Annotated in this window: 21 protein-coding genes; 11 read left to right on the plus strand and 10 right to left on the minus strand. The window is 37.6% G+C overall.

The window, feature by feature from the left end; genetic code table 11:
- Positions 1–201 precede the first annotated feature (201 nt).
- Complete coding sequence (locus tag V6255_RS07795; protein WP_341627640.1) at positions 202–1,614, minus strand: alanine/glycine:cation symporter family protein; 1,413 nt, start codon at positions 1,612–1,614, stop codon at positions 202–204.
- Positions 1,615–2,152: 538 nt separating this feature from the next.
- Here V6255_RS07795 and V6255_RS07800 point away from each other — a divergent pair.
- On the plus strand, positions 2,153–3,736 hold the full coding sequence (locus tag V6255_RS07800) for a GGDEF domain-containing protein (RefSeq protein WP_341627641.1): 1,584 nt from the start codon (positions 2,153–2,155) through the stop codon (positions 3,734–3,736).
- A 248-nt stretch (positions 3,737–3,984) separates the two neighbouring features.
- Here the strand turns inward: V6255_RS07800 and V6255_RS07805 are convergent, their stop codons facing one another.
- On the minus strand, positions 3,985–4,305 hold the full coding sequence (locus V6255_RS07805) for a hypothetical protein (protein WP_341627642.1): 321 nt from the start codon (positions 4,303–4,305) through the stop codon (positions 3,985–3,987).
- A gap of 81 nt (positions 4,306–4,386) precedes the next feature.
- Entirely contained in the window at positions 4,387–5,403 is a 1,017-nt protein-coding gene (epmB, locus tag V6255_RS07810; protein ID WP_341627643.1) for an EF-P beta-lysylation protein EpmB, read from the minus strand.
- Between the two features lie 29 nt (positions 5,404–5,432).
- Between epmB and efp the strand changes: the two genes are divergently transcribed.
- Entirely contained in the window at positions 5,433–6,002 is a 570-nt protein-coding gene (gene efp / locus V6255_RS07815) for an elongation factor P (protein WP_160060330.1), read from the plus strand.
- Positions 6,003–6,111: 109 nt separating this feature from the next.
- Here efp and frdD read toward each other — a convergent pair whose 3' ends face one another.
- The 4 genes from frdD to frdA all read right to left on the minus strand — a co-directional run bounded on the left by frdD (position 6,112) and on the right by frdA (position 9,537).
- Positions 6,112–6,513 (minus strand): fumarate reductase subunit FrdD, encoded by a 402-nt coding sequence (gene frdD, locus V6255_RS07820; RefSeq protein ID WP_341627644.1) that lies wholly within the window; start codon positions 6,511–6,513, stop codon positions 6,112–6,114.
- A gap of 10 nt (positions 6,514–6,523) precedes the next feature.
- Positions 6,524–6,913: a fumarate reductase subunit C gene (locus V6255_RS07825; protein WP_341627645.1), complete on the minus strand. Its 390-nt coding sequence runs from the start codon at positions 6,911–6,913 to the stop codon at positions 6,524–6,526.
- Positions 6,914–6,991: 78 nt separating this feature from the next.
- A complete protein-coding gene (locus V6255_RS07830; protein ID WP_341627646.1) occupies positions 6,992–7,765 on the minus strand; it encodes a succinate dehydrogenase/fumarate reductase iron-sulfur subunit in 774 nt (257 codons plus the stop codon).
- A gap of 2 nt (positions 7,766–7,767) precedes the next feature.
- Positions 7,768–9,537, minus strand: a complete 1,770-nt coding sequence (frdA, locus tag V6255_RS07835; protein ID WP_341627647.1) for a fumarate reductase (quinol) flavoprotein subunit — start codon at positions 9,535–9,537, stop codon at positions 7,768–7,770.
- Positions 9,538–9,761: 224 nt separating this feature from the next.
- Between frdA and epmA the strand changes: the two genes are divergently transcribed.
- The 3 genes from epmA (at position 9,762) to V6255_RS07850 (ending at position 11,370) form a co-directional block, all read left to right on the plus strand.
- Entirely contained in the window at positions 9,762–10,742 is a 981-nt protein-coding gene (gene epmA / locus V6255_RS07840; RefSeq protein WP_341627648.1) for an elongation factor P--(R)-beta-lysine ligase, read from the plus strand.
- A 40-nt stretch (positions 10,743–10,782) separates the two neighbouring features.
- Positions 10,783–11,010 (plus strand): hypothetical protein, encoded by a 228-nt coding sequence (locus V6255_RS07845; protein ID WP_137297692.1) that lies wholly within the window; start codon positions 10,783–10,785, stop codon positions 11,008–11,010.
- A 99-nt stretch (positions 11,011–11,109) separates the two neighbouring features.
- On the plus strand, positions 11,110–11,370 hold the full coding sequence (locus tag V6255_RS07850) for a DUF4404 family protein (protein WP_137297691.1): 261 nt from the start codon (positions 11,110–11,112) through the stop codon (positions 11,368–11,370).
- A 191-nt stretch (positions 11,371–11,561) separates the two neighbouring features.
- On the opposite strand, the gene rpsT is transcribed toward V6255_RS07850, so the two are convergent.
- A complete protein-coding gene (gene rpsT, locus V6255_RS07855) occupies positions 11,562–11,822 on the minus strand; it encodes a 30S ribosomal protein S20 (protein WP_028867309.1) in 261 nt (86 codons plus the stop codon).
- 306 nt (positions 11,823–12,128) lie between these two features.
- Here rpsT and murJ point away from each other — a divergent pair, with 306 nt between their 5' ends.
- From murJ to ispH, 6 genes are all read left to right on the plus strand, one after another.
- Complete coding sequence (gene murJ / locus V6255_RS07860) at positions 12,129–13,688, plus strand: murein biosynthesis integral membrane protein MurJ (RefSeq protein ID WP_341627649.1); 1,560 nt, start codon at positions 12,129–12,131, stop codon at positions 13,686–13,688.
- Positions 13,689–13,815: 127 nt separating this feature from the next.
- Positions 13,816–14,760 (plus strand): bifunctional riboflavin kinase/FAD synthetase, encoded by a 945-nt coding sequence (ribF, locus tag V6255_RS07865; protein WP_341627650.1) that lies wholly within the window; start codon positions 13,816–13,818, stop codon positions 14,758–14,760.
- A gap of 25 nt (positions 14,761–14,785) precedes the next feature.
- Positions 14,786–17,620: an isoleucine--tRNA ligase gene (ileS, locus tag V6255_RS07870; RefSeq protein ID WP_341627651.1), complete on the plus strand. Its 2,835-nt coding sequence runs from the start codon at positions 14,786–14,788 to the stop codon at positions 17,618–17,620.
- Between the two features lie 93 nt (positions 17,621–17,713).
- Entirely contained in the window at positions 17,714–18,256 is a 543-nt protein-coding gene (gene lspA, locus V6255_RS07875) for a signal peptidase II (RefSeq protein WP_341627652.1), read from the plus strand.
- Positions 18,246–18,728 (plus strand): FKBP-type peptidyl-prolyl cis-trans isomerase, encoded by a 483-nt coding sequence (fkpB, locus tag V6255_RS07880; RefSeq protein WP_025564872.1) that lies wholly within the window; start codon positions 18,246–18,248, stop codon positions 18,726–18,728. Before lspA ends, fkpB begins: the two co-directional genes overlap by 11 nt.
- A gap of 117 nt (positions 18,729–18,845) precedes the next feature.
- On the plus strand, positions 18,846–19,790 hold the full coding sequence (ispH, locus tag V6255_RS07885; RefSeq protein ID WP_341627653.1) for a 4-hydroxy-3-methylbut-2-enyl diphosphate reductase: 945 nt from the start codon (positions 18,846–18,848) through the stop codon (positions 19,788–19,790).
- Between the two features lie 141 nt (positions 19,791–19,931).
- Here the strand turns inward: ispH and V6255_RS07890 are convergent, their stop codons facing one another.
- On the minus strand, positions 19,932–20,402 hold the full coding sequence (locus V6255_RS07890) for a type IV pilin protein (protein WP_341627654.1): 471 nt from the start codon (positions 20,400–20,402) through the stop codon (positions 19,932–19,934).
- A 175-nt stretch (positions 20,403–20,577) separates the two neighbouring features.
- Entirely contained in the window at positions 20,578–23,865 is a 3,288-nt protein-coding gene (locus V6255_RS07895; protein ID WP_341627655.1) for a pilus assembly protein, read from the minus strand.
- Positions 23,866–23,867 lie beyond the last annotated feature (2 nt).

Raw genomic sequence — 23,867 nt, forward strand, 5'->3', positions numbered from 1 at the left:
AGTTGAGTATTTTTAGTTGGGGATTAGGCCGTTTTTTGTGATTTTTTGATTGGAGGTTAAACCGTTTTGTTGCGATTTTTTAATTGGAGGTTAGGTCGCTTTTTGTGATTTTTTAATTAAAGGTTATCTGTTATCAACTAAAACCAGAGAATCCATTGCTCTGATTTTAGTTGTATTAAAAATAAAGAGGAAGGGCCGTTGCTACTTTTTAGCTTCCCATATTCCTGGCTCTATTTTTTTATCTAGTTCTGGTATTTTAGTTCGGTCGAAAGTAGGTACTTTACCTGCGGCAAGTTGTTGATTGTAATCCTTCGCTAATTTAATCACTTCATTAGACAGTAATAAAATAGCAACAAGGTTAACAATCGCCATCAAACCCATTGATACGTCAGCTAAAGACCAAATAACACTGTTGCTTTGTGTTGCGCCAAACAAAATCATACCTAGTACTGCAATACGCAAAATGATCAGACCACGTGTATTTTTATGTTGTAAAAATACGAGGTTTGTTTCTGCGTAAGAGTAATTTGCAATGATTGATGTGAAGGCAAAAAAGAGTAATGCAATCGCAACAAAAGAACCGCCCCAATCACCGACTTGGGTATCCAGTGCACGTTGTGTTATTTCAACACCACCCATTCCTGAGAATGATTCTAAACCGCCAGATAATAAGATAATCGATGCTGTTGCTGTACAGATAATAATGGTATCGATAAAAACACCGAGCATTTGTACATAACCTTGTGAAGCAGGATGTGGCGGATAAGGCGAAGCGGTTGCAGCTGCATTTGCTGCGCTACCCATACCCGCTTCATTTGAGAATAAGCCACGTTGCACACCTGTCATGATCATTGCACCAAATGCACCACCAGCGGCTTCTTGCCAACCAAAGGCTGAATCAAGAATAAGACTAAAAATACCAGGCAGTTCAGTGATGTTGATTAATACAACGTAAGCTGCGATAAGTAAGTAAACTAATGCCATTGCTGGCACAATTTTTTCAGCTACTTTTGCAATACCACGAATACCGGTAAAAATAACGGCTGCCGATATAAGCGCTAAAATAATGCCGACAGTTAATTTATCAAATTGGAATGACTCATGTAATGCGGCTGTAATTGAGTTTGCTTGCACTGCATTAAATACTAAGCCGAATGCAATGATCAGGAAAATGGCAAATAAGCTACCCATCCAACGTGCGTTTAAACCTCGTTCCATATAATAAGCAGGACCGCCTCGGAAGTTACCTTCTTCGTCGTGCACTTTATAGGCTTGAGCCAGTGTGCTTTCAGCGAAGCTTGTTGCCATTCCTAATAATGCAATTAACCACATCCAGAAAATAGCACCCGGGCCACCTACAGTAATAGCGATTGCTACACCTGCTAAGTTACCTGTGCCTACGCGTGCGGCTAAACTGGTTGATAATGCTTGGAAAGAAGAGATGCCTTCTTTGTCAGATTTTCGGCTGCCTTTCATGACAGTAAAAGTATGAAAGAAATGACGGAATTGAATAAAACCTAATCTTATTGTGAAATAAATCCCTGTTCCGATTAATAAATAAACGAGGATTTGCCCCCATAATAAACCATTCAAAGTATTGAGAAGCGTTAACATAAGGATACCTTTTTATTATATTGCGCGAGTCCCTTTAAATTATTAAAACGCAATTGGATAATGAATAAGCGCGCGATATTAGCAAATATCATGTTGTTTTGCTGATTTTTATAATTGAAAGGTAAATTACTTAATAAAGCGCTTATTATTCACTCATATTTTATAGGAAATGCAGAAGTGAAGCAGGTGTTTGCGTGGTAAAAGCATTGTGAGGGTTATATTGATGGGTGTTGATACCTGTGATGGACTTTATGTTCATATTGGTACAGAAATAGATATCGCTTAATATTTTAGCTTTTTCGTCTTAAAAGAGGGCTTTTAATCACAAATCTCTGATTAAAAAACTCATAGAGTGTTTGTTATTTAATCAATTGTATTGATGTTTAATGTATAATATCTTTTAATTGTGAATCTATATTCATTTTACTTCATTGACCCTTTACTTATATTTTATAAGTTTAGCCTCTAATGAAGCGGATACAGAATCAAGTTCAAGGATGATATGCCCCGCTTACGACATAGATTAAGCCTAAGAGTAGTGACTCTTACTATAACATTAGCAATTATGACGACGATCGTAGGGATTTCTGGCATTTTTTCATTAGAGGAGTTTCAGGAAGAGTATGGCAAAGTAAAAGATCATAACTTTGAAATGCTGCTTAATATGACCAAGTTAAAAGTTCAAAGCAATGAAGTACTGACTGCCACTACAGATATGTTTTTAGCTGAACATGAAACTGACCTACAAATACTCAATTTTTATATCGATGGAAGGATGGCTTGGATAGATAAATTATCAGAAGAGCTTGCTGATCGTGTCGATAATGTTCAAGAATTATTTATTTTTAAGTCTCGTTTATATATACAAGTGCAAGTTATTTCTGATGAGATGCTTAATAAAATGGCGTTATTAAAGTCGTTATTAATTGAATATAAAAAAGTGGAGAAGTATAAGCGCTCACAAATAAAAGAAGGTAATTCAGATATTGCGTTGGCGGTTGATAATATCATGTCGCTTTTTAATTCAATGGATCAAAAAAGCCTATTAAGTCAGGAAAAACCTAAGACAGAGGAAGTTAAACAATTTATTTCACCACTTAAACACACCATTTCAGAACAAGAATATAAACATATAACGGCATTATTTCTTGAGCAGCCTTCTCTTACTTTTGCTTATCAGCACTATTTAGCACAGCTTGAAGTGCTCAACGTGCTTAAATCAGAACATGCACAGCTAAGTAAATCGATTGCTTCTGTTACTGGTGAAGCTATTTTAATGGCGGAGAAAAACTTTTTAAATAATTTGAATAAAGCTGAAGAAAAAATATCGTTACGCAAGTCTGATTTGTATGTGCTTATGTTCATCTCTTTTGCCATTGCATTAGTCTTGGTATTTTTACAAATAGGCTTTTTACGTCGAGTGCATCTTATTCGTAAAATCATTGATGCAGGTGATGCCAAAAGTCAATTTCAAATCCCTATTAATGGAAGAGATGAAATTAGTGAAATGGCTAAGTCAGTTAAAAGCTATATCGAAGAAATATTAGAAAAAGAGCAACAAGTTTCTGAAACCAATAAAAAGTTAGAACACTTAGCGATGCATGATGGATTAACGGGTATTTATAACCGTCGTTATTTCGATGCCAAACTCGAACAGGAACACATTCGTTATTTACGATATAAAGAACCTTATTGTTTAGCTATGCTGGATTTGGATTTCTTTAAAAATATTAATGACACTTATGGCCATGATATAGGTGATAAAGTCTTAATTGACTTTACGGATAGAGTGACTAAACAATTGAGAGAGACAGATCTTTTTGCTCGTTTAGGTGGGGAAGAGTTTGGTTTGTTAATGCCACTTACCTCTGAGATCAATGCTCTCATACTGATGGAGCGAATTAGAAATCATATTCAATCTATACCGTGTGTCGTCAATAATTTTCGTATTGATTATTCTGTCAGTATTGGATTAGTTGAAGTCAAAGAAATTAATGACATGCATGATGTGTTGAAACAACTGACTTTGGCAGATAAAGCCTTGTATGAGGCGAAAAGAACAGGACGAAATAGGGTTCATGTTTATCAAGGAGAACAGTTGATTACTCCTCAAAGAGCATAGACGTTTACATCGTTATGCTTCTACTATATCCGTCATCATTCGAGGTGCAAAAATCAGCAATTCGCCAACTCGAAAACCAATACTGTGTTGTAATATTCGATAAGGGCTTGCCATTGTCATCACATTAGGCCTTATTGTTTTGGTGTCTGAGTTAACGACTGAATAATGGATCTTGATTGGTAACGGGTATATAAACTCTATCTAATGAGCCATTTAAAATCGTCATTTTAAATGGCGACTTCAAATCGCTATTTTTCTTTTAAGTTTTCTTTAAAAGCATTGAGCATTTTAAACAATAATTCAATTTTAACGACGATAGCGGGTAATTGCTTCATGTAGTGTTCTTCTGTATCTGTTTGAATCGCTTGTAAATCTGCTGCTAATTCTTCTACATACGGTAAAAACGTATCTGCATGTTTTGTAAATGGCGTATCGTCTGCAAAAATATGGGCGAAACCAGCTGTCTTTTGCTTACGCAATTCATTTAAAGCTTGGTCAGCATCTACCGCTCGGTGGTAAATGATTTTAATGTTTTCTTGAAGCTGTGCTTGCACGCTTTCTTTGCTCATCATTGTCTCCTGTGCAACTTAGTCATTTAACTTTGTCACTTAATTTAGCTACTTAACTTGGTCATTTAATAATATTGGTCATTATAACGAATGTATTAAGGTTTTGCTTTGTTGTCCTGCAATTTCTCTACTTAAGCGCGGCACTAAATAACCGGGTAGTTCGCTTTGCATGGCTTTGTGTAATTGCTGTGCTTGTTTTTCAACGATATCAAAATGTGCCGCACCTTGGACTTTATCAAGTAAAAACAGATAGTAAGGTAAGATATTGACTGAAAATAAAGCTTCACTGAGTGCGACAAGCGATTCAACATCATCATTCACACCTTTTAATAGTACGCTTTGGTTCAATAACTGGATGCCAGCTTGATGACAACGTTGCATCGCTTGTGCGAAGTCATCGTCAATCTCTTGTTGGTGATTAATATGCAGTACTAAGACGATTTTGAAGCGGCTTTGTTGTAAACGATCGGCCAGCGCTTGAGTGATACGAGAGGGGATCACGACAGGTAATCGAGTATGAATGCGTAAACGTGTTAATTGTGGTAACGCTTCTAGTTGCGTTAGTAATTCAAATAACTGTTTATCTTTACTCATTAGTGGATCGCCACCACTGAGGATCACTTCATTTACGTCAGGATGTGCTTGTATATAATTAATAATCTCGACTATCTGAGATTTGTTAATATTATTGTCAGCGTAAGGGAAATGACGTCTAAAGCAATAGCGACAATTGATCGCGCATCCTGTTTTTAAAATGAGTAAAACACGGCTTTTATATTTGTGTAATAAACCTTGTTGATTGTTATTTTGTTCTACTAACGGATCCGTTGTAAAACCCGATATTATCAATTCTTCATCGTTTATCGGTAAGACTTGTTTTAATAAAGGATCGTTAATATTGCCTTTTTGCATTTTCTTTATGAACGGTAAAGGCACCAACATTGGGAATTGTTTTCTCGCAAGTTGACTAATTAGGTCATTTTCCTGCTCAATCTCCAATATTTCCAATAGTTGTAGTGGATTTTTAACCGCATTCGCGAGTTCCTTTTGCCATGTTGGCAAGTCAGCGGTATTATTCACGTTAATTATTTCAGGCATTTTTTATCAGTTTAGTAATAGAGGTTATAATGGCAACATATAGTACCAGTGATTTTAAAGGCGGGCTAAAATTCATGCTCGATAATGAGCCATGTGTGATCATGGAAAACGAATATGTTAAACCTGGTAAAGGCCAAGCATTTAGTCGTGTTAAATATCGTAAGCTAATATCTGGCAAAGTGGTAGATAAAACATTCAAATCAAATGAATCAGTTGAATCTGCTGATGTCATGGATTTCGACTTAGCTTATCTTTATAACGATGGTGAGTTCTTCCATTTTATGGATAACGATACATTTGAACAGATTGCTGCTGATGCAAATGCAGTGGGCGATATGGACAAATGGTTAGTAGAACAAAATATTTGTACTATCACTACTTGGAACGACGCACCGATTGCTGTTATGCCACCTAACTTTGTTGAGTTAGAAGTGACTGAAACAGACCCAGGTCTTAAAGGCGATACTGCTGGTACTGGCGGTAAACCTGCTACGTTATCAACAGGCGCAGTTGTTCGTGTTCCTTTATTCATCCAAATTGGTGAAACCATTAAAGTTGATACACGCAGCGGCGAATATGTTGGTCGTGTAAAAAAATAAGTATTGAATGCATTAGCGATTGTTAATGTTTCATCGAAAAAGAAAAACCAGCATTCAGCTGGTTTTTTTATGTGTGGTGTTTTTTAATCGTCACAATATTAATGCAAAGCTACTGAGTTAGCATCTGCAATAATAAGGTAAAAACAAACACACTGACGGCGAATGCGAATCCATAGCAAATCACCTGTTGCCAATCTCGACCACGCTTAATGCCAAGGTCATGTAGTGAATGAAAAATACGATGTAACGTGTGCCATAAAGGTAATGCGACTAATACCAAGATGATAGCTGCGCCATACCAACTACTGGCAAATACGTGTAACTTATCGTAGCTTAGATGGTCAGCATCAATTATGCCTAATGGAATTAATAACCCTGTCACTAATACCATTACTGGAGTGAGAAATGCCGTTAGCATGCCGCCAGCACCAAATAGCCCCCAAAAGACAGGTTCATTTGAGCGAATATACTTTTTCTCTTGTAATGTATTGGTTGTTGGTTGAACGTTCATGGAACCTCCTTTAAAGCATGATGACGATTAAGCAAAAGATAGTAACAACAGTAAATGTTATGTAGTGACCCGCTACAATCAATTTTCCATCTAATGGTTTACCTTTGATATAAAGGTCGACTGCTTTCGGTGCTAATGAAAACCAAGTAATGGTGTGGTACAAAGCAATCAATAGCACTAGCAGATGGAAAACGATTGAAACTGGGTGTTGTAAGGCACTTAACCAAGCATTGAAGGCTTCTTCTCCTTGGCTTAAACGGAAAACTCCCCAAGCTAAGATAAGGCTATAGAGTGTGATGAAAATACTGCTACCTTCTCGAATCATATATTTGCTGTAAAATATATTTTTTAACCACCAGTCATTGTTCATTTCACGTTGATAAGGTTTACGTTTACTCATTTTATTTACTCCAAAATAACTTCACGTTAAAGCATTCGCTTCTTTATTGTCTCTAATATTAGCAATGTGCTTATCACATTAATCAGGTTTGAACATGCCAATTAAATAGTCTTTACTGCTCTCGACTTTTAATAATTGGATAGCAGCAGCGGGGTCAACTCCCTTAGGGCAAACTACTGAGCAATAACCAACAAAAGTACATGACCATACGCCTTGCTCTTGGTTTACTATTTTCATTCGTTCTGCACTACCAGCATCTCGGCTATCTCGGTTATATCGTGCTAATAAAGCTAATGCAGCAGGGCCTATGAAATTTTTATCTAGCCCATACTGTGGGCAAGCCGAATAGCATAGGCCACAGTTAATACACATGGAAAATTTTGCATATTTTTCCATTTGTTCAGGGGTTTGTTGGTAAGTGCCTTCCGATAGGCATTTATCATCGTTTGCAGGAATAATGTAAGGTGTAATTTCTTCTAGTTTTTTAATGAAATCATCCATTACCACAACAAGATCACGTTCGATCGGGAAGTTAGCTAAAGCTTCAAGTGTCACTTTTTGTGGATAATAGTCTCGTAGGAACGCCTTACAACCTAGTTTTGGTATGTTATTAACCATCAACCCGCAACTGCCGCAGATAGCCATTCTGCAAGACCATCTGAAGCTGATACTGCTATCTAAATGATCTTTAATATATTGCAGTGCCTCTAAGATTGACATATCGGGGTGGTAGGGGATTTCGAACAGTTGTAGAAACGGTTTCTCATCTTGTTCTGGACGATAACGAAGGATCTCTATTTCGATGGCTTTATCGACGACTGCTTGTTGAGCATGAGTAGCTTGAGTTGACATGATCATTTCTCCTTCGTTTCAGAAGCTGCACCGTATACTCGTTCAGCAGGCTGGCTTCTGGTGATAGTGACATCGGAGTATTTTATAATGGGTGCTTTATCCGCTTGATAGTAGGCTAATGAGTGTTTTAAGAAATGCACATCATTGCGTGTATTAAACTCATCAATACGTTGATGTGAACCACGCGATTCTTGGCGAGCAATCGCACTATGGGCAATTGCTTCTGCGGTATCTAATAAATAACCTAACTCAATGGCATATAAAAACTCTGTATTGAAGACGCTGGATTTATCATTTATTTTAATGTGTTGATAACGCACTTTTAATTCAGCTAATGTATCAATCGTTTGCTGCATTGAGGCTTGTGTTCGATAAATACCAACACCTTCCTCCATACAATCACCCATTTCTTGGCGTATATCGGCCATTTTTTCGCTGCCATTACTGTTTAATAAAGCTTCTGTTCTAGCGATGATCTTTTGTGCTTTTTCTTGTAGTGGTTTAATTGTTTGATGTTCTGTTTGCTGGGCATATTCCGCAGCTTGTTGACCCGCTAATTGTCCAAAAACAGCGAGTTCTGACAGTGAGTTTGACCCTAAGCGATTTGCACCATGTAAGCCGACTGAAGCACATTCTCCAATGGCATATAATCCCGTTAAGCTGGTGGCTGTTTTAGCATCAGTTGCAATACCGCCCATCGTATAATGCACGGTTGGTCGAACTGGGATTGGTTCATGGACAGGGTCAACACCGACATAAGCTTTAGCGAGTTCTCGAATAAAGGGTAATCGTTCATTAATTTTAGCTTCACCTAAATGACGTAAATCGAGATAAACCACATCACCTCGGTCGCCAGTGATCACATTGCCTTTTTGTTGTTCTTGCCAGAAGCATTGGCTTATTTTATCTCTTGGGCCTAATTCCATGTGTTTGTTTTTAGGCTGTCCAAGCGGCGTTTCAGGCCCTAGAGCGTAGTCTTGTAAATAGCGGTATCCATTTTTATTGATTAATACGCCGCCTTCACCACGGCAACCTTCCGTCATTAAAATACCTGAGCCAGGTAAACCAGTTGGGTGGTATTGTATGAATTCCATATCTCGCAATGCAATACCGTGTCGGTAAGCGAGAGACATTCCATCTCCAGTGACGATGCCGCCGTTGGTATTATAGGTATATACTCGACCTGCACCGCCGGTAGCCATGATCACTGATTTTGCTTGAATGAGTTTTGCTTCACCTTCTGCAATATCCAGAATGACCATGCCTTGGATTTTGTTATCTTCAACCACTAAATCAAGACAAAAGTGTTCATCAAAGCGTTTTATTTTAGGGTGTTTAAGGGAGGTTTGGAAAAGGGTATGCAGAATATGAAAGCCACTTTTATCAGCGGCAAACCAAGTCCGTTCTTTTTTCATTCCACCAAAAGCGCGAACATTAATATTACCGTCGGCTTTGCGGCTCCAAGGGCAACCCCAATGCTCTAATTGGGTTAACTGCTTCGCTGCGTTTTCTACAAAATATTGCACTACATCTTGTTCACACAACCAGTCACCGCCTGATACGGTGTCATCGAAATGTTGATCTAATGAATCACTGTCTTGTACTACACCGGCTGCACCGCCTTCAGCTGCAACAGTGTGACTACGCATGGGATATACTTTGGATATAAGCGCGACATTAAGCAGTGGGTAGTTTTCAGCGATTTCTATAGCCGCTCTTAACCCTGAACCACCTGCACCGATAATAGCGACGTCTGTTTTGATTATTTGCATAATTTTCTCCAACAAAATGACAAACTGCTTAATATTTAGTCTATCAGTTAGCTTGGAGAAAACTTTGATCGAAACAAGGTTAAGTTAAAACTCTTATGAACAACATAAATTAAGTGCTTAACTCGTTAATAAAATAGTTCAATTTTACACTTTGAATGATAGCGGGTATAGATTCCAGAAATGCCAAAGGTTAGGTAAACTAGGCTTTTAAAAAAGGAGCTCCAATGAACTGGTTACCAAGTGCTTCGCTGGCACAATTAAGTGCGCGTGCGACTATGTTAAAAACGATTCGAGATTTTTTTAGCGACTTACAAGTTTTAGAAGTTGAAACGCCTTCTCTCAGTCAAGCTGCAGTGACCGATGTACATCTTCAATGTTTTAAAACACAGTTTGTTGGTCGTAATATTAGTGATAAGCCGTTAGTCGATGGTGGTGTGCCATTATATTTACAAACCTCACCAGAGTTTCAGATGAAGCGTTTATTAGCGGCTGGTAGCGGCTCAATTTATCAAATATCAAAAGTATATCGAAATGAAGAATCGGGACGTTTTCACAACCCTGAGTTTTCTTTGTTAGAGTGGTATAAAGTCGGTTTTGACCATCATCAATTAATGGATGAAATGGCCACGTTATTAATGTTGATTCTGAAGTGTAATACGCCAACGCGGTGTAGTTACCAAGAGGCCTTTTTATCTATTTTGCAAGTTGATCCATTAACGGCAAGTATCGAAGAGCTGAAGTTAGCAGGTGCACATTTGCAGTTAGGTGGCGTGCTTGATAATGAAACAGATAAAGATACGATTTTACAGCTGTTATTTTGTATCGCGATAGAATCTAAAATAGGTCAAGACGAACCTTGTTTTGTTTATGATTTTCCTGCCTCACAAGCGGCTCTCGCTAGAATTAATACACAAGATGATCGTGTTGCTGATCGTTTTGAGGTGTATTATAAAAGTGTTGAGTTAGCGAACGGCTTTCATGAACTCAATAACAGTGAAGAGCAATTAAAGCGTTTTCAAGCGGATAATCAATTACGAGTAACGATGGGCCTGCCGGAAATGCCGATAGATTATAAATTTGTCGCTTGTTTAGATCATTTACCTGATTGTGCAGGTGTCGCTTTAGGCTTAGATAGATTGTTAATGCTCTCTACGGAACAAAAACACATTAATGATGTATTAAGCTTTAGTGTTGATAATGCGTAAACGTATTACATTAACACTGTCGATAAGATAAGGGATTAAAATGGCAAGGTTGTGGCTAACGGATAAAAGCTATCCTATTTGGAGCTATGTTTTACGTATTGCTTATTGGTTGATGGCGATTTATTTATCAAGCCTGTTTTTGCAAGCTTATCAAGATCAAAGCTGGTTTAAAGTTGGCTTGATAGTGATCAGTATTTTGTTTGTGATCATCTTTTTAGTGTTCACTCGTTTTATCGACCGATTTTTAAAGGTGCCTGTAAAGGACTGATGCTACAATGAAAATAAGCAGTTTAAGTGTTCAGTGTAAAAATGCTAATCACTTAATCATGTTTCGTATCACTATCTATTATTTAAAACTGAGGTGTGTATGCCAATCAAAAAAGTACAATCTGAATTTAAGAAATTATCTGATGTGTTATCTGAAGGTTTAGTTGCAGATGAATGTACCGCAGGTGAATTACAAAAAGTACATGACCAATTACAACAAGCCATTATGTCTGGTGATCCTGCTCAGTTAATTCGCGATAAGAAAATATCGCAACAATTATTAATGTTTGAAGAAACAAACCCAGTTGTTGGTAAAGTTGTTAAAGATTTAATGAATGCATTATCAGGAATGGGTATTTAATTGAGATCTATCTTTTGAGAAGTCTTTCTTGAAAGGTAGCTTTTTAAGGTTTGATATTTAAAGTGAATATTTAAAACTAAGTATACAACTAAATATACAAAAGAAGTAAATCTGAAAATATAGACATAAAAAAACCGACACTAGGTCGGTTTTTTAATATCTTAAATAAAAGGCAAATTCTTAAATAAGAATTAAAGCGCTTTAATTTTAGCAGAAAGACGGCTTTTCTTACGAGCAGCCATATTTTTGCTGATCAGACCTTTAGTTGCGTAAGCATCTAAAACTGATTGTAATTTAACGAACTCAGCCGTAGCTAGTTCTTTGTTTGCAGCTTCGATTGCAACAACAACTTTCTTGATGAAAGTACGCATCATTGTACGACGACTTGCATTATGTTTACGGCTTTTTTCAGATAATAAAGCACGTTTTTTAGCAGACTTGATATTAGCCAAGACCTTAACTCCTAAATTCTGTATAACAAGGGATAATCAAAGGTCGTGGAATATGCCTTGTAACACGTATATTGTCAAATGGTTTCTTATTAACCAATAAAATAACTGGTAACGAACCAGGTGGATGGTTAAACTGCGCGCATTTTATACTCAACCCATTGCAGATGCAAATGCAGAGTCGAATGTTTTGACGATATATTGCCTGTTAAATCTATTAAATTTAACTAAAGCGTGTATTTTGTCATTCTGAATCTCATCTTTTAGTGCGTTGAGTGTTATTCCATTTTAGTCTTTAGGAAATCAAGTGTGAGTAAAAAGCTAATAAAATCAGGCATGATCGTAAGTTCTATGACCTTAGTATCTCGTATTTTAGGGTTAGTTCGCGATATCGTTATTGCAAATTTGATGGGAGCAGGGGCGGCTGCAGATTTATTTTTCTTTGCTAATAAAATTCCTAACTTTTTACGTCGTTTGTTTGCAGAAGGTGCATTTGCACAAGCTTTTGTTCCTGTATTAACCGAATATGAAAAAACACAGTCTCGAGATAAGGTAAAAGAACTCATTTCTGCTGTTTCAGGTACTTTAGGTACTATTATCACCGTTATTACCATTTTAGGAGTTATTGGTTCTTCAGTGATCACTGCATTATTTGGCTTTGGCTGGTTTTTAGAGTGGTGGAATGGTGGCCCTGAAGCTTATAAATTTGTATTAGCGTCAGACATGTTAAAAATTACTTTCCCGTATTTATGGTTTATTACGTTTACTGCTTTATCAGGTGCGATTCTTAATACGTTAGGGAAGTTCGCTGTCGCTGCGTTTACACCTGTATTTTTAAATATTGCGATTATTTTCTGTGCTGTGTTTCTCTCTCCACAGCTCGCTCAACCTGAAATTGGTTTAGCGATCGGTGTTTTTATTGGTGGTTTAATACAGTTCTTATTCCAAATTCCTTTTTTGAAAAAAGAAAAATTGTTAGTGAAACCAAGTTGGCAATGGCACCACCCAGGTGTTGTTAAAATCCGTACCTTAATGATTCCTGCTTTGTTTGGGGTGTCAGTCAGCCAAATAAACTTGTTGTTAGATACTTTTATTGCCAGCTTTTTACAAACGGGCTCTATCAGCTGGTTATATTACGCTGACCGTTTATTAGAGTTTCCGTTAGGGCTGTTTGGTATTGCGATTGCGACGGTTATTTTACCAAGCTTGTCATCTTCTCATGTTAATAAGTCTGCTGAAGGTTTTTCTAAAACCTTAGATTGGGGCATTCGCAGCGTGTGTTTTTTAGGTTTTCCTGCGATGTTAGGTTTAATCGTGTTAGCAGAGCCCATGTTGCGTGTTTTATTTATGCGTGGCGAGTTTGATATGCAAGATGTCAGTATGTCGGCGATGAGTTTGTGGGCTTATGCCAGTGGCTTATTAAGCTTTATGTTAGTTAAAGTCCTCGCGCCTGGCTATTACTCGCGCCAAGATACCAAAACACCGGTTAAATTTGGTGTAATAGCGATGGTGAGTAATATGGTGTTAAATGTCATCTTTGCTGTGCCTTTTGGTTATGTTGGGTTAGCGATTGCAACTTCATTATCTGCGACTTTAAACGCTGGCTTATTATGGTTTGGCCTTTATAAAAGCGGTGTTTATCAAGTGCAAAAGGGTAGCTTGGCTGTATTAATACGCATTATTGCATCAGGTTTAGTGATGGTCGCTGCGTTGTTATATATGACGCCGAGTCTTGTTATGTGGGTTGGTTTTGGTTTACTTGAGTCAATAATGCAATTAATCGCTTTGATTTTAGGTGGTGCCGCTATTTACTTGGTGAGCAATTTTATTTTTGGATTGCGTCTACGTCACTTTAAAGTCGATCGTTAATTTAAAGTAAGTCGTTAGAATTAATGTTAAACCGTTAAAATGAAAGCTGATTACTTTGCAGCCTTAATATATAATCAGCTCTTTTATATTTTCAACGCTATTTTTGGCAATTATTTATGACATTATCATGGAATTAATACGCGGAATTCATAATCTACAACATCAACCTCAAGGTTGCGTGTTAAGTATTGGCAATTTCGATGGCATTCATCTTGGCCATCATGCCGTTTTGTCTCGCCTGCTAAAGGAAGCTAAACGCTTACAAGTGCCTGCGACGGTCATGACTTTTGAGCCTCAACCTGCTGAATTGTTTGCAGGTAAAAATGCGCCTGGTCGATTAAGCCGTTTGCGTGATAAGTTCGTACAACTTGAAAAATTAGGTTTAGATAGCTTACTTTGTGTGTCTTTCACGCATAAATTTGCCAATCTTAGTGCGAATGATTTTATTGAGCAGTTATTAATTAAAAAATTAAATGTTAAGTTCCTAGTGATTGGTGATGATTTTCACTTTGGTTACCAACGTTTAGGTGATTTTGCACTGCTAAAAGAAGCGGGCGAAAAATATGGCTTTGAAGTCGTTGATACAAAAAGCCTGTCGCAAGATGCTTGTCGTGTTAGTAGCACTCGTATACGTAGTGCATTAGCAAAAGGGCAATTACAACAAGCAGAGCAAATGCTAGGTAGAAAGTATAGTATTGCTGGCCGTGTTGGACATGGTAAGAAGTTGGGCCGTACAATAGGTGTTCCAACTGCAAATTTATTTTTAAAGCGTCGCGTTTCACCTGTTTCGGGTGTGTTTGTTGTGTCAGTACTGGGTGTTGGTGAAGAAGGTATTGATGAACAAGTTTATCGTGGCGTTGCAAATATTGGTTGTCGCCCGACCGTTAATGGTGAAAGGCAGCAATTAGAAGTACATATATTTGAGTTTGAAGGTGATTTATATGGACGCCAACTTGAAGTGTTACTTGAGAAAAAATTGCGTGATGAAGTGCGTTTTGATTCATTCGCGGAACTAAAAGTACAGATTGATAAAGATATTCAGCAAGCTAGAGAATGGCATCAGCTTAATTAATAGAACGTTAGATGGAATAAAACCGATGAGTGATTACAAAAGTACATTAAATTTACCAAAAACTGGTTTCCCGATGCGTGCAAACTTGGCTAATCGTGAGCCTAACATGCTTAAAAATTGGTACAAACAGGATCTTTACGGAAAGATTCGTGCTGCCAAAAAAGGTAAAAAAACATTTATTCTGCATGATGGTCCTCCTTATGCAAATGGCGATATTCATATCGGTCACTCGGTTAATAAAATTCTAAAAGATATTATTGTTAAATCTAAAACATTATCTGATTTTGATGCACCTTACATTCCAGGTTGGGATTGTCACGGTCTGCCTATCGAGCTTAAAGTTGAGCAAAAGCATGGTAAGCCAGGTAAAAAGTTAACCGCTGCTGAATTCCGTGTTAAGTGTCGTGAATACGCTGCGCGTCAAGTTGACGGTCAACGTAAAGACTTTAAACGTTTAGGTGTGTTAGGTGAGTGGGATAACCCATACCTAACAATGAACTTTAAAACGGAAGCAAATATTGTTCGTGCATTAGCGAATATCATTAAAAATGATCATCTACACAAAGGTTCTAAACCTGTTCATTGGTGTACAGATTGTGGTTCTGCATTAGCGGAAGCTGAAGTTGAATATGAAGATAAATTATCGCCTGCTATTGATGTTGCATTTAATGCCGTTGATAGTGAAGCACTACTTGCTTGTTTCGATAAGCAAGCTGATGACTTTGGTCAAGGTGTTATTTCTGCTGTTATCTGGACAACAACGCCTTGGACATTGCCTGCTAACCGCGCCATCGCATTAGCTGCAAAAGTTGAATACTCACTAGTAGCCGGTGGCGGACGTCGTTTCATTTTAGCAACTGATCTTGTTGCTGATTGTATGGCCCGTTACGGTATTGAAGACTTTACTACGTTAGCTATCGCAACAGGTGCTGCGTTAGAGAAACAATTATTCCAACACCCATTCTTAGAGCTACAAGTACCAACGATTGTTGCTGACCACGTGACTATCGATGCAGGTACAGGTTGTGTTCATACTGCACCGGGTCATGGTCAAGACGATTATTCTGCTGGTTTGAAATATGACTTAGAAGTGGCAAACCCTGTTGGCGATAATGGTGTGTTCCGTGACGATACTGAATTCTTTGCTGGTTTACATGTATTTAAAGCAAACGATAAAGTATTAGAAGTATTAACTGAACGTAATGCGCTAATCCATCACGTTAATATTAAGCACAGTTACCCACATTGTTGGAGACATAAAACACCAATCATCTTCCGTGCAACGCCACAATGGTTCATTTCTATGGATCAAAAAGGGCTACGAGACAGTGCATTAGCAGAGATCAAAGATGTTAAATGGATCCCAAGCTGGGGTCAAAACCGCATTGAAAAAATGATTGAAGGTCGTCCTGACTGGTGTGTTTCACGCCAACGTACATGGGGTGTGCCAATCACGTTATTTGTGAATAAAGAAACTGATGAATTGCACGAAAACTCTATTGAAATGATGGAGCTTATTGCACAAAAAATCGAAAAAGAAGGCATTCAAGCTTGGTTCGATTTAGAGCCAGAATCTATTTTAGGTTTTGAAGCAGAACAATACCGCAAAGTAACTGATACATTAGATGTTTGGTTTGACTCTGGTACAACGCACGCCTCTGTTGTTGCGGTACGTGATGAATACACTAAAGAAGATGGCACACAAGCAACTGCTGATTTGTATTTAGAAGGTTCAGATCAACATCGTGGTTGGTTCCAATCTTCACTACTAACTAGCACTGCAATCAATGGCGTTGCTCCTTACAAAGAAGTGTTAACGCATGGTTTTGTAGTGGATGGTGACGGCAAGAAAATGTCTAAATCACTCGGTAACGTTATGTCACCGCAAACAGTGATGAATGACCTAGGTGCTGATATTTTACGTTTATGGGTAGCTTCAACGGATTATACGGGTGAAATCACCGTTTCTGATGAAATCCTAAACCGTAGCGCAGACAGCTACCGTCGTATTCGTAATACGTCACGTTTCTTATTATCAAACTTAAATGGTTTTGATCCGCAAACTGATTTAGTGGCACCAGAAGAAATGGTTGCGCTAGATCGTTGGATCGTGGCGAAAGCATTAACGATGCAAAATGAAGTGATTGAAGCATACGATAACTACAATCTGCATGTTGTTTACCAAAAACTAATGCACTTCTGTTCAATTGACTTAGGTAGTTTCTACTTAGATATTATTAAAGACCGTCAATACACAGCGAAAACAGGCAGTAATGCTCACTTAAGTTGTCAGACTGCGCTTTACCATATTGTTGAATCATTAGTGCGTTTAATGGCGCCTATCCTAAGCTTTACTGCCGATGAAATCTGGGGCCGTTTACCAGGAGAGCGTAATGAGTTTGTATTCACTGAAACATGGTACGAAGGTTTATTTGGTTTAGCTGACAATGAAGTGTTAGATAACGATAAATGGGCTCAAATCATTGCGGTACGTGCAGAAGTTAATAAAACATTAGAGCTAGCACGTAAAGATGCAGTGATTGGCGGTGGATTAGAAGCTGAAGTGACTTTATATGCATCTGAAGAAATCAGTACATTATTAAGTACGTTAGATGATGAGTTACGTTTTGTCTTAATCACATCACAAGCCGCTGTTAAACCATTAGCAGATGCACCTGCTGAAGCAATCGCAACTGAACTTAAAGGTTTATCTGTACTCGTATTAAAAACTGAAGCCGCTAAATGTGACCGTTGTTGGCATCATCGTGAAGAAGTTGGCCAAGATGAGAAGCACCCAGAGTTATGTGGACGTTGTATTACTAACGTTGATGGCGAAGGTGAAACGCGTCAGTTTGCTTAATTAAGCAATGACTTTGTGAATTAGTTTGTATTAAACGCCTTAGTTATGAAAATGATTTAAGGCGTTTTTTTTAAACTTTTTATTGGAAATACTATGACTCAAACATCATCACCCGCTATCTTGAAACCTCGTTCAGGTTTACCTTGGTTATGGCTAACAATAGTGGTTTTATTGATCGATCAATTAACTAAATATTTGACGGTAGAAATGCTTGATTTATACCAGTCATACGAAGTGCTATCCTTTTTTAATTTCACCTATGCGCGTAATTATGGTGCTGCTTTTAGTTTTTTAGGTGATGCCGGCGGTTGGCAAAAATACTTGTTTAGTGGCATTGCATTTGTTGTTTCAGCTTATTTATTATATTCCATGAAAACAACCAGTGCTAAAGAACGTTGGATGAATAGTGCTTATGCATTAGTGTTATCGGGTGCTATAGGTAATGTATTAGATCGTTTAATCTTTGGTTATGTTGTCGACTTCTTAGATTTTGATTTAGGTTTTTACCGTTGGCCAACCTTTAATGTTGCAGATATTGCTATTTTTATCGGTGCGGCAATGATTATTATCGACTCATTATTTTGGGCTGAAAAGCGCGAAAAACAAAAAATTAAGGACAGTAGTAATGACAGTTAAAATGGCAAATGAAGCGGCAGTTAATAAAAATGAAAGCAAAACTATCGGTGCAGATAGTGAAGTGTTAATGCACTTTTCAATTAAATTATCTGATGGTTCTGCAGTTGATAGTACTAAAGTTGATAATAAGCCTGCTAAATTTGTAATGGGTGACGGTAGCCTAACGCCTGGTTTTGAAGAGTGTTTATTAGGTTTAGTTGAAGGAACATCTGAAAGCTTCACTTTAGCGCCAGAGTCTGCTTTTGGTTTGTCTAACCCTGATAATTTTCATTATGTAGACCTCAGTAAATTCTCAACGGACGTACCGGCAGAAATCGGCACCATCATTACCTTTAATCAACCAGACGGTACTGAACTGCCTGGTATTATTCGTGAAATTGTTGCTGATAGTGTGACGGTTGATTTCAATCATCCTTTAGCAGGCCAAACAGTTACTTTTGAAGTTGATGTGTTAGAAGTTTTACAAAAGTAGTTGTTATTCGTTATGTGCTTAAGTATTTTCTAGTGATGTGCTAGTCATATTCTTCGGTATATTATTAATAAAATCTGCCCATTACCTTATTAATCAAAATGTTATATTGAGAGTGTTATGAAAATTATTTTAGCTAACCCACGTGGCTTTTGTGCCGGTGTACATCGTGCGATCAATATTGTTGAGCGTGCATTAGAGCTATTTCCTACGCCAATTTATGTGCGACATGAAGTTGTACATAACCAATATGTCGTTGATGATTTAAAAGCGCGTGGTGCTATTTTTGTAGAAGAACTTGATGAAGTGCCTGACGATAATATTGTTATCTTCAGTGCTCATGGCGTAGCACAGAGTGTGCGAGAAGAAGCTAAACGTCGTGAATTGAAAGTATTCGATGCAACTTGTCCGTTAGTCACCAAAGTCCATATGGAAGTGACGCGTGCTAGTCGCCGTGATCAAGAATGTATTTTGATTGGTCATCATGGTCACCCTGAAGTGGTGGGCACAATGGGGCAATACGATAGTAAAAAAGGTGGTATTTACTTAGTTGAGTCAGCGGAAGATGTTGCATTGCTTGACGTTAAAAACGCTGAAAGTTTATGTTATAGCTCTCAAACAACTTTATCGGTAGATGACACTGCAAATGTTATCGATGCTTTACGTGTGAAGTTCCCTATGATTGAAGGGCCACGTAAGAACGATATTTGTTACGCGACACAAAATCGCCAAGATGCTGTTAAAGATCTTGCTGATAAAACAGATTTAGTTTTGGTTGTGGGTTCTACCAATTCATCAAACTCAAATCGTTTACGAGAGAAAGCAAATAGCGCTGGCGTGAATGCTTATTTGATCGATAATGAGTTTGATATTCAAAGTGAATGGTTTGAAAATGTAGCAAGTGTTGGTGTCACTGCTGGTGCTTCTGCTCCTGATATTTTAGTGCAAGCTGTGATTAAAAAATTACAAAAAATGGGTGGTGATGTTGTTGTTGAAAACCCAGGTGTAGAAGAAAATACTGTGTTTGAAGTGCCTGCTGAATTGCGTATTAAACAAATAGATTAATAGAGAGCTTTAAAATATTTTATTTTCAATTATATAAAGCTCTTTGTTAGCTAAGTAAAGGTAAGTCGATAACTAATGATGCCAGTATAATATTACTGGCATTTTGTTTCATGAATCACTTTGTATAGAAAAACATATCTTCTAGCAGTTCCAACATTGCTCTGAAGAAGTTGTTTCATTAACGAAACTTGCAAGAGATCCTGCCGAACTATTATTCATATCCCAACTCCTTGCACCAGTAGATCTTAAAAGAAGTACGCCATCCCCTTCCTGTGCACCATCAGGCTCAGCGCCTATTATGTAGCTAGAAATACCAGCAGAAGTTATTTTCAAGTTATAATAAGTAACTGTTCCATCAACAGGTGTTTTAGTTGAATATATTCTAGGAGCACCTGTGTCTGCGCTTCCAGCAGCCGCACTCGCGTATGTGCCAGTGGTTGTGTAATGTCTTTCCATTGCTTGTGCTAAACCTTGTAATGCTGCTTGGGCATCAGCACGACGAGATTTCTTTATAGAGTCTTGATATGAAGGGTATGCAATCGCCCCTAATATGCCAATAATTGCAATTACAATTAACAATTCTATTAAAGTAAAACCATTGTCTTTTTTCATTTCTTTCCTAGTTATATCAATTGAAGTGAATAAATGGGTTATTTTAAATAACCCATTTATCGTCATAAAATTAATACAATTAACAGCTATTTGTATTTGATGTTGCACTGCTGATTATCAATTAGAATTAAGTGATCTACTTAGTACAGTTAGTATAATAAACTCATTATACTTATTATTGGACTAATTCTTCCCATGATAAACGCCCCTCTTTTTCAGTTCTTTCAATATTTATAGCTTCTTCATTCAAATTACCATCAACATCATTGCTATAAATTGTATTGCCTAAAATAGCGATATCACCTGCAATCATTGCAGTGTTTACTTTAGTACCTGCGTGGCTTGTTAAGTCATCACCGTCAACATCACCATCATTGTCAATATCATACGTATTGGTGGTTTCATCGAAGACGTTATCATTGTTTATATCAAAAACAGTATAATCCGGTGCTTTACCCGTATTTAAATCTACTGCCATAATCCAACTTTCACTGTTAGACGTACAGATGTCACTGTTTGCGATCGTGGGAATAACCGTATTAAATAATAAAACATTATTGGTAATCAATGTATTAGAAATAACACGTTCACCAAGGTTAGTAGGGAATGAAGTTGAATTTGCTTGATCTTCAAAGTCAAAATACCAACCACGACTACTCGACCAAGGTATTGATGAACCGCTGATGACTCGTGTTGTTGAAGTTGAATATAATTCTCTTGGGGTTAAATTGGTACGAGTTTGTACGCCTGTTCCATTATCTAAAACGCCATAATAACTCATCAGGTCAGTTGAGTTTTTATCTGCTTCTTCAATATATTTACCCGTCCCAAAAAACACCAGGATATCTGGATCGCCTGATTCTGGATTTGTATTGTTAGCAACAATTGGCGCAGTGGTAATTGGTTGGGCTGTACCGCCAATTTCAGCAGTAAACAAAGGCTTAGATACACCGCTGGTATTTTGATGAGCAATTTCCCAGTTTGTATCACTACTGTTGCTTACATCAAATGCCCACATGTTACCCTGTAAATCACCTGCATAAACACGATCAATAACACTGTCACCATCAAGATCTACTGCTCGAGGTGTAGATAATCCATTTGGTGTGCCAGTACTTCCGGCGCCTGTATCTATTACTTTGTAATTGTTATTCTTAATCCATGAGCTTTCGCCATTTTTGTCGATATATATGATGAATAACTTGGCATGTCCATCACCACTATTGTTGTAGCCATTACCTACAATAGCTACCCATTCACCATTTGCCATTTTTGCAATGGTAGGTTCACCATAAATATAACCAAAGTCTGGATCATCATCACTACCAAACTCCCATAATGACAACAAATCCGCATTAGCAGGTACGCTAGCATCAAATGTAGTTGGATCTGTAATGTCTAAAGCAAATAATCCTTTTCCGCCGCTGCGCAATCCGCTAACAAGTACAGTGTGCCAAGCATCATTAAAATAAACATCGCTAACGGTTGGTGTTGAGTCAACATAAAAGCGATGTTCATAATCAGAGTTAGCTAAGTAGTGCAGGCCTTCTTCTGCATCATCAGATGCAATTAAACTTGGAATATAAGCAAATTTTTCTTCGCCATCAGCAGCATTAAAGCCATGCAACATACCATCGTTAGCACCAACATATAACATTTCAGTTCTGCTTATGTTTTTGAAATCAGAGTAATTTTGACCTGTACCATTTCCACCAAAAGGTACTGGATCTGCCGCATTATAATTAGGCCAATTTAGCTCTGGTGTACTTACATTTACAACGGTTGAGTTAACTATATCTCCAAGCCTGCTGCTGCGTTCGCGGTAGTTTGTTGAAGCAGTTCCTACATTTGTAATCATATCTCCTTTTAAATAATTAATTAAACTACTAACACCGATAAGGCCTAGAGGGCCCGTTTTAAGGTCTGCAAGGAGATTCGGAGCTGAAGCTATATTTGCGGTATTAAATACAATACCTTGTTTGGTTGATGAGTTATAACTGAATATGTTTCTTGTATTATAATCTGTTAAAGCATCCAATTTAGTGGCTGCATCCCAAGTTTCTGATTGAATTGTACCAGAGGTAGATAAGTCAAATTCTTTTAAACTTCCTGACCACTCTCCACTATCAAAACTTGCTGCATAGATTGAACTACCAGAAGTTAATTGACTTGTGTTAAAAGAGACACCAGAACCTGCTGCAAGCTTATCGACGATGCTATTTATGACATTTTGGAATGCGGCAACCAATTCATCACTATTATTAGCCGTTAAATATTCTCCGCCACCTTCTGTTGCTGCACTTCTTATAAGAGAGTTGTTAGTCACTTGTGTATCTGCAAAACCAACCATATAAGTCGTGACGTTATTTGTACCTTCAGTGAGATCTGGTCTGAGATCTATTTCATACATTGCACGTGTTACATCATCAACGATATCTCCACCATCAAAATAGTTCTTCATGTCATTACTAACACTCGTATCATTTGTAGGGATGCCATCTGTCATTGCCACTACATAACTGCTTTGGCACCAGTTTGTAATAACATCTGTCGTAGGTGAGCTTGAGTTACTAGGGGCATGTGAAAAAAAACTACTTGTATTTACAACTTTTTCTGTTTTATTAATGCCAATATTATCAGGATGAAGTGTGAGTTGACCTGATACACTTCCACCAGCTCTCTGCGCAAAATAGTGACCTAGACCAGAAAGTGCCCCTCCTAATGGTGTGCCACCACCGTTTGTAATTGTCCCTATTGCATTTTGTAATGTGGTTACATCACTGTTCGTTTCAATTGATGTTATATTTTCTTGAATCTTTGCACCGTTGCTTCCGTTATAAGTTGCTAAACCAACACGCATCCCTATTAAGTCTTCGACCATGGTTGCTGCGGAAGTTCTAGCTATTTCCATACGGGTTTTAGTGCCAGGTTTTCTATCTTCATTTCCAAAATTATCTACAGCAGTGTTCGTACTATTAGAAAAATACCAGTTTAAGTAATTGCCTGTGTATTCCGATGCTAAATAACTACTTGGCGAACCTCCTGAATCTCCAAGGAGACGAGCAGTATAAATAGTGTCATCATTAAAACATTTTTGAGTTAAATTATTAGTACCGCGGTTATTTCCTTGCCCAAAATCATAGTTTGAACCATTTCTATAGAAATAAATACGACCATCAGATCTAATGCGAATATCAATTTGTCTATTATTATCCAATTGTTTCGAAGAAGGGCAATTATAATAATCAATATTTTCATCGTAAGGGCTATCAGGAACAATATTACTCATAGAGCCTGAAGTATCTAACAATATCATCAAGTTAGGTTCTACTGATGATGATGTTATTAAAGGATCTGTTGGCAAATCTAATTCAGCTGCGGTTGCTGTAGATAAAGGGGATATAATGCTGATTGCTAGTACTACCGCTTCGGCAACTAATGTTGTGGTAAACAATTTTTTCATTC

It is taken from the genome of Psychromonas arctica (genome assembly GCF_038155225.1).
In the GTDB taxonomy this organism is placed as follows: Bacteria; Pseudomonadota; Gammaproteobacteria; order Enterobacterales; family Psychromonadaceae; genus Psychromonas; species Psychromonas arctica_B.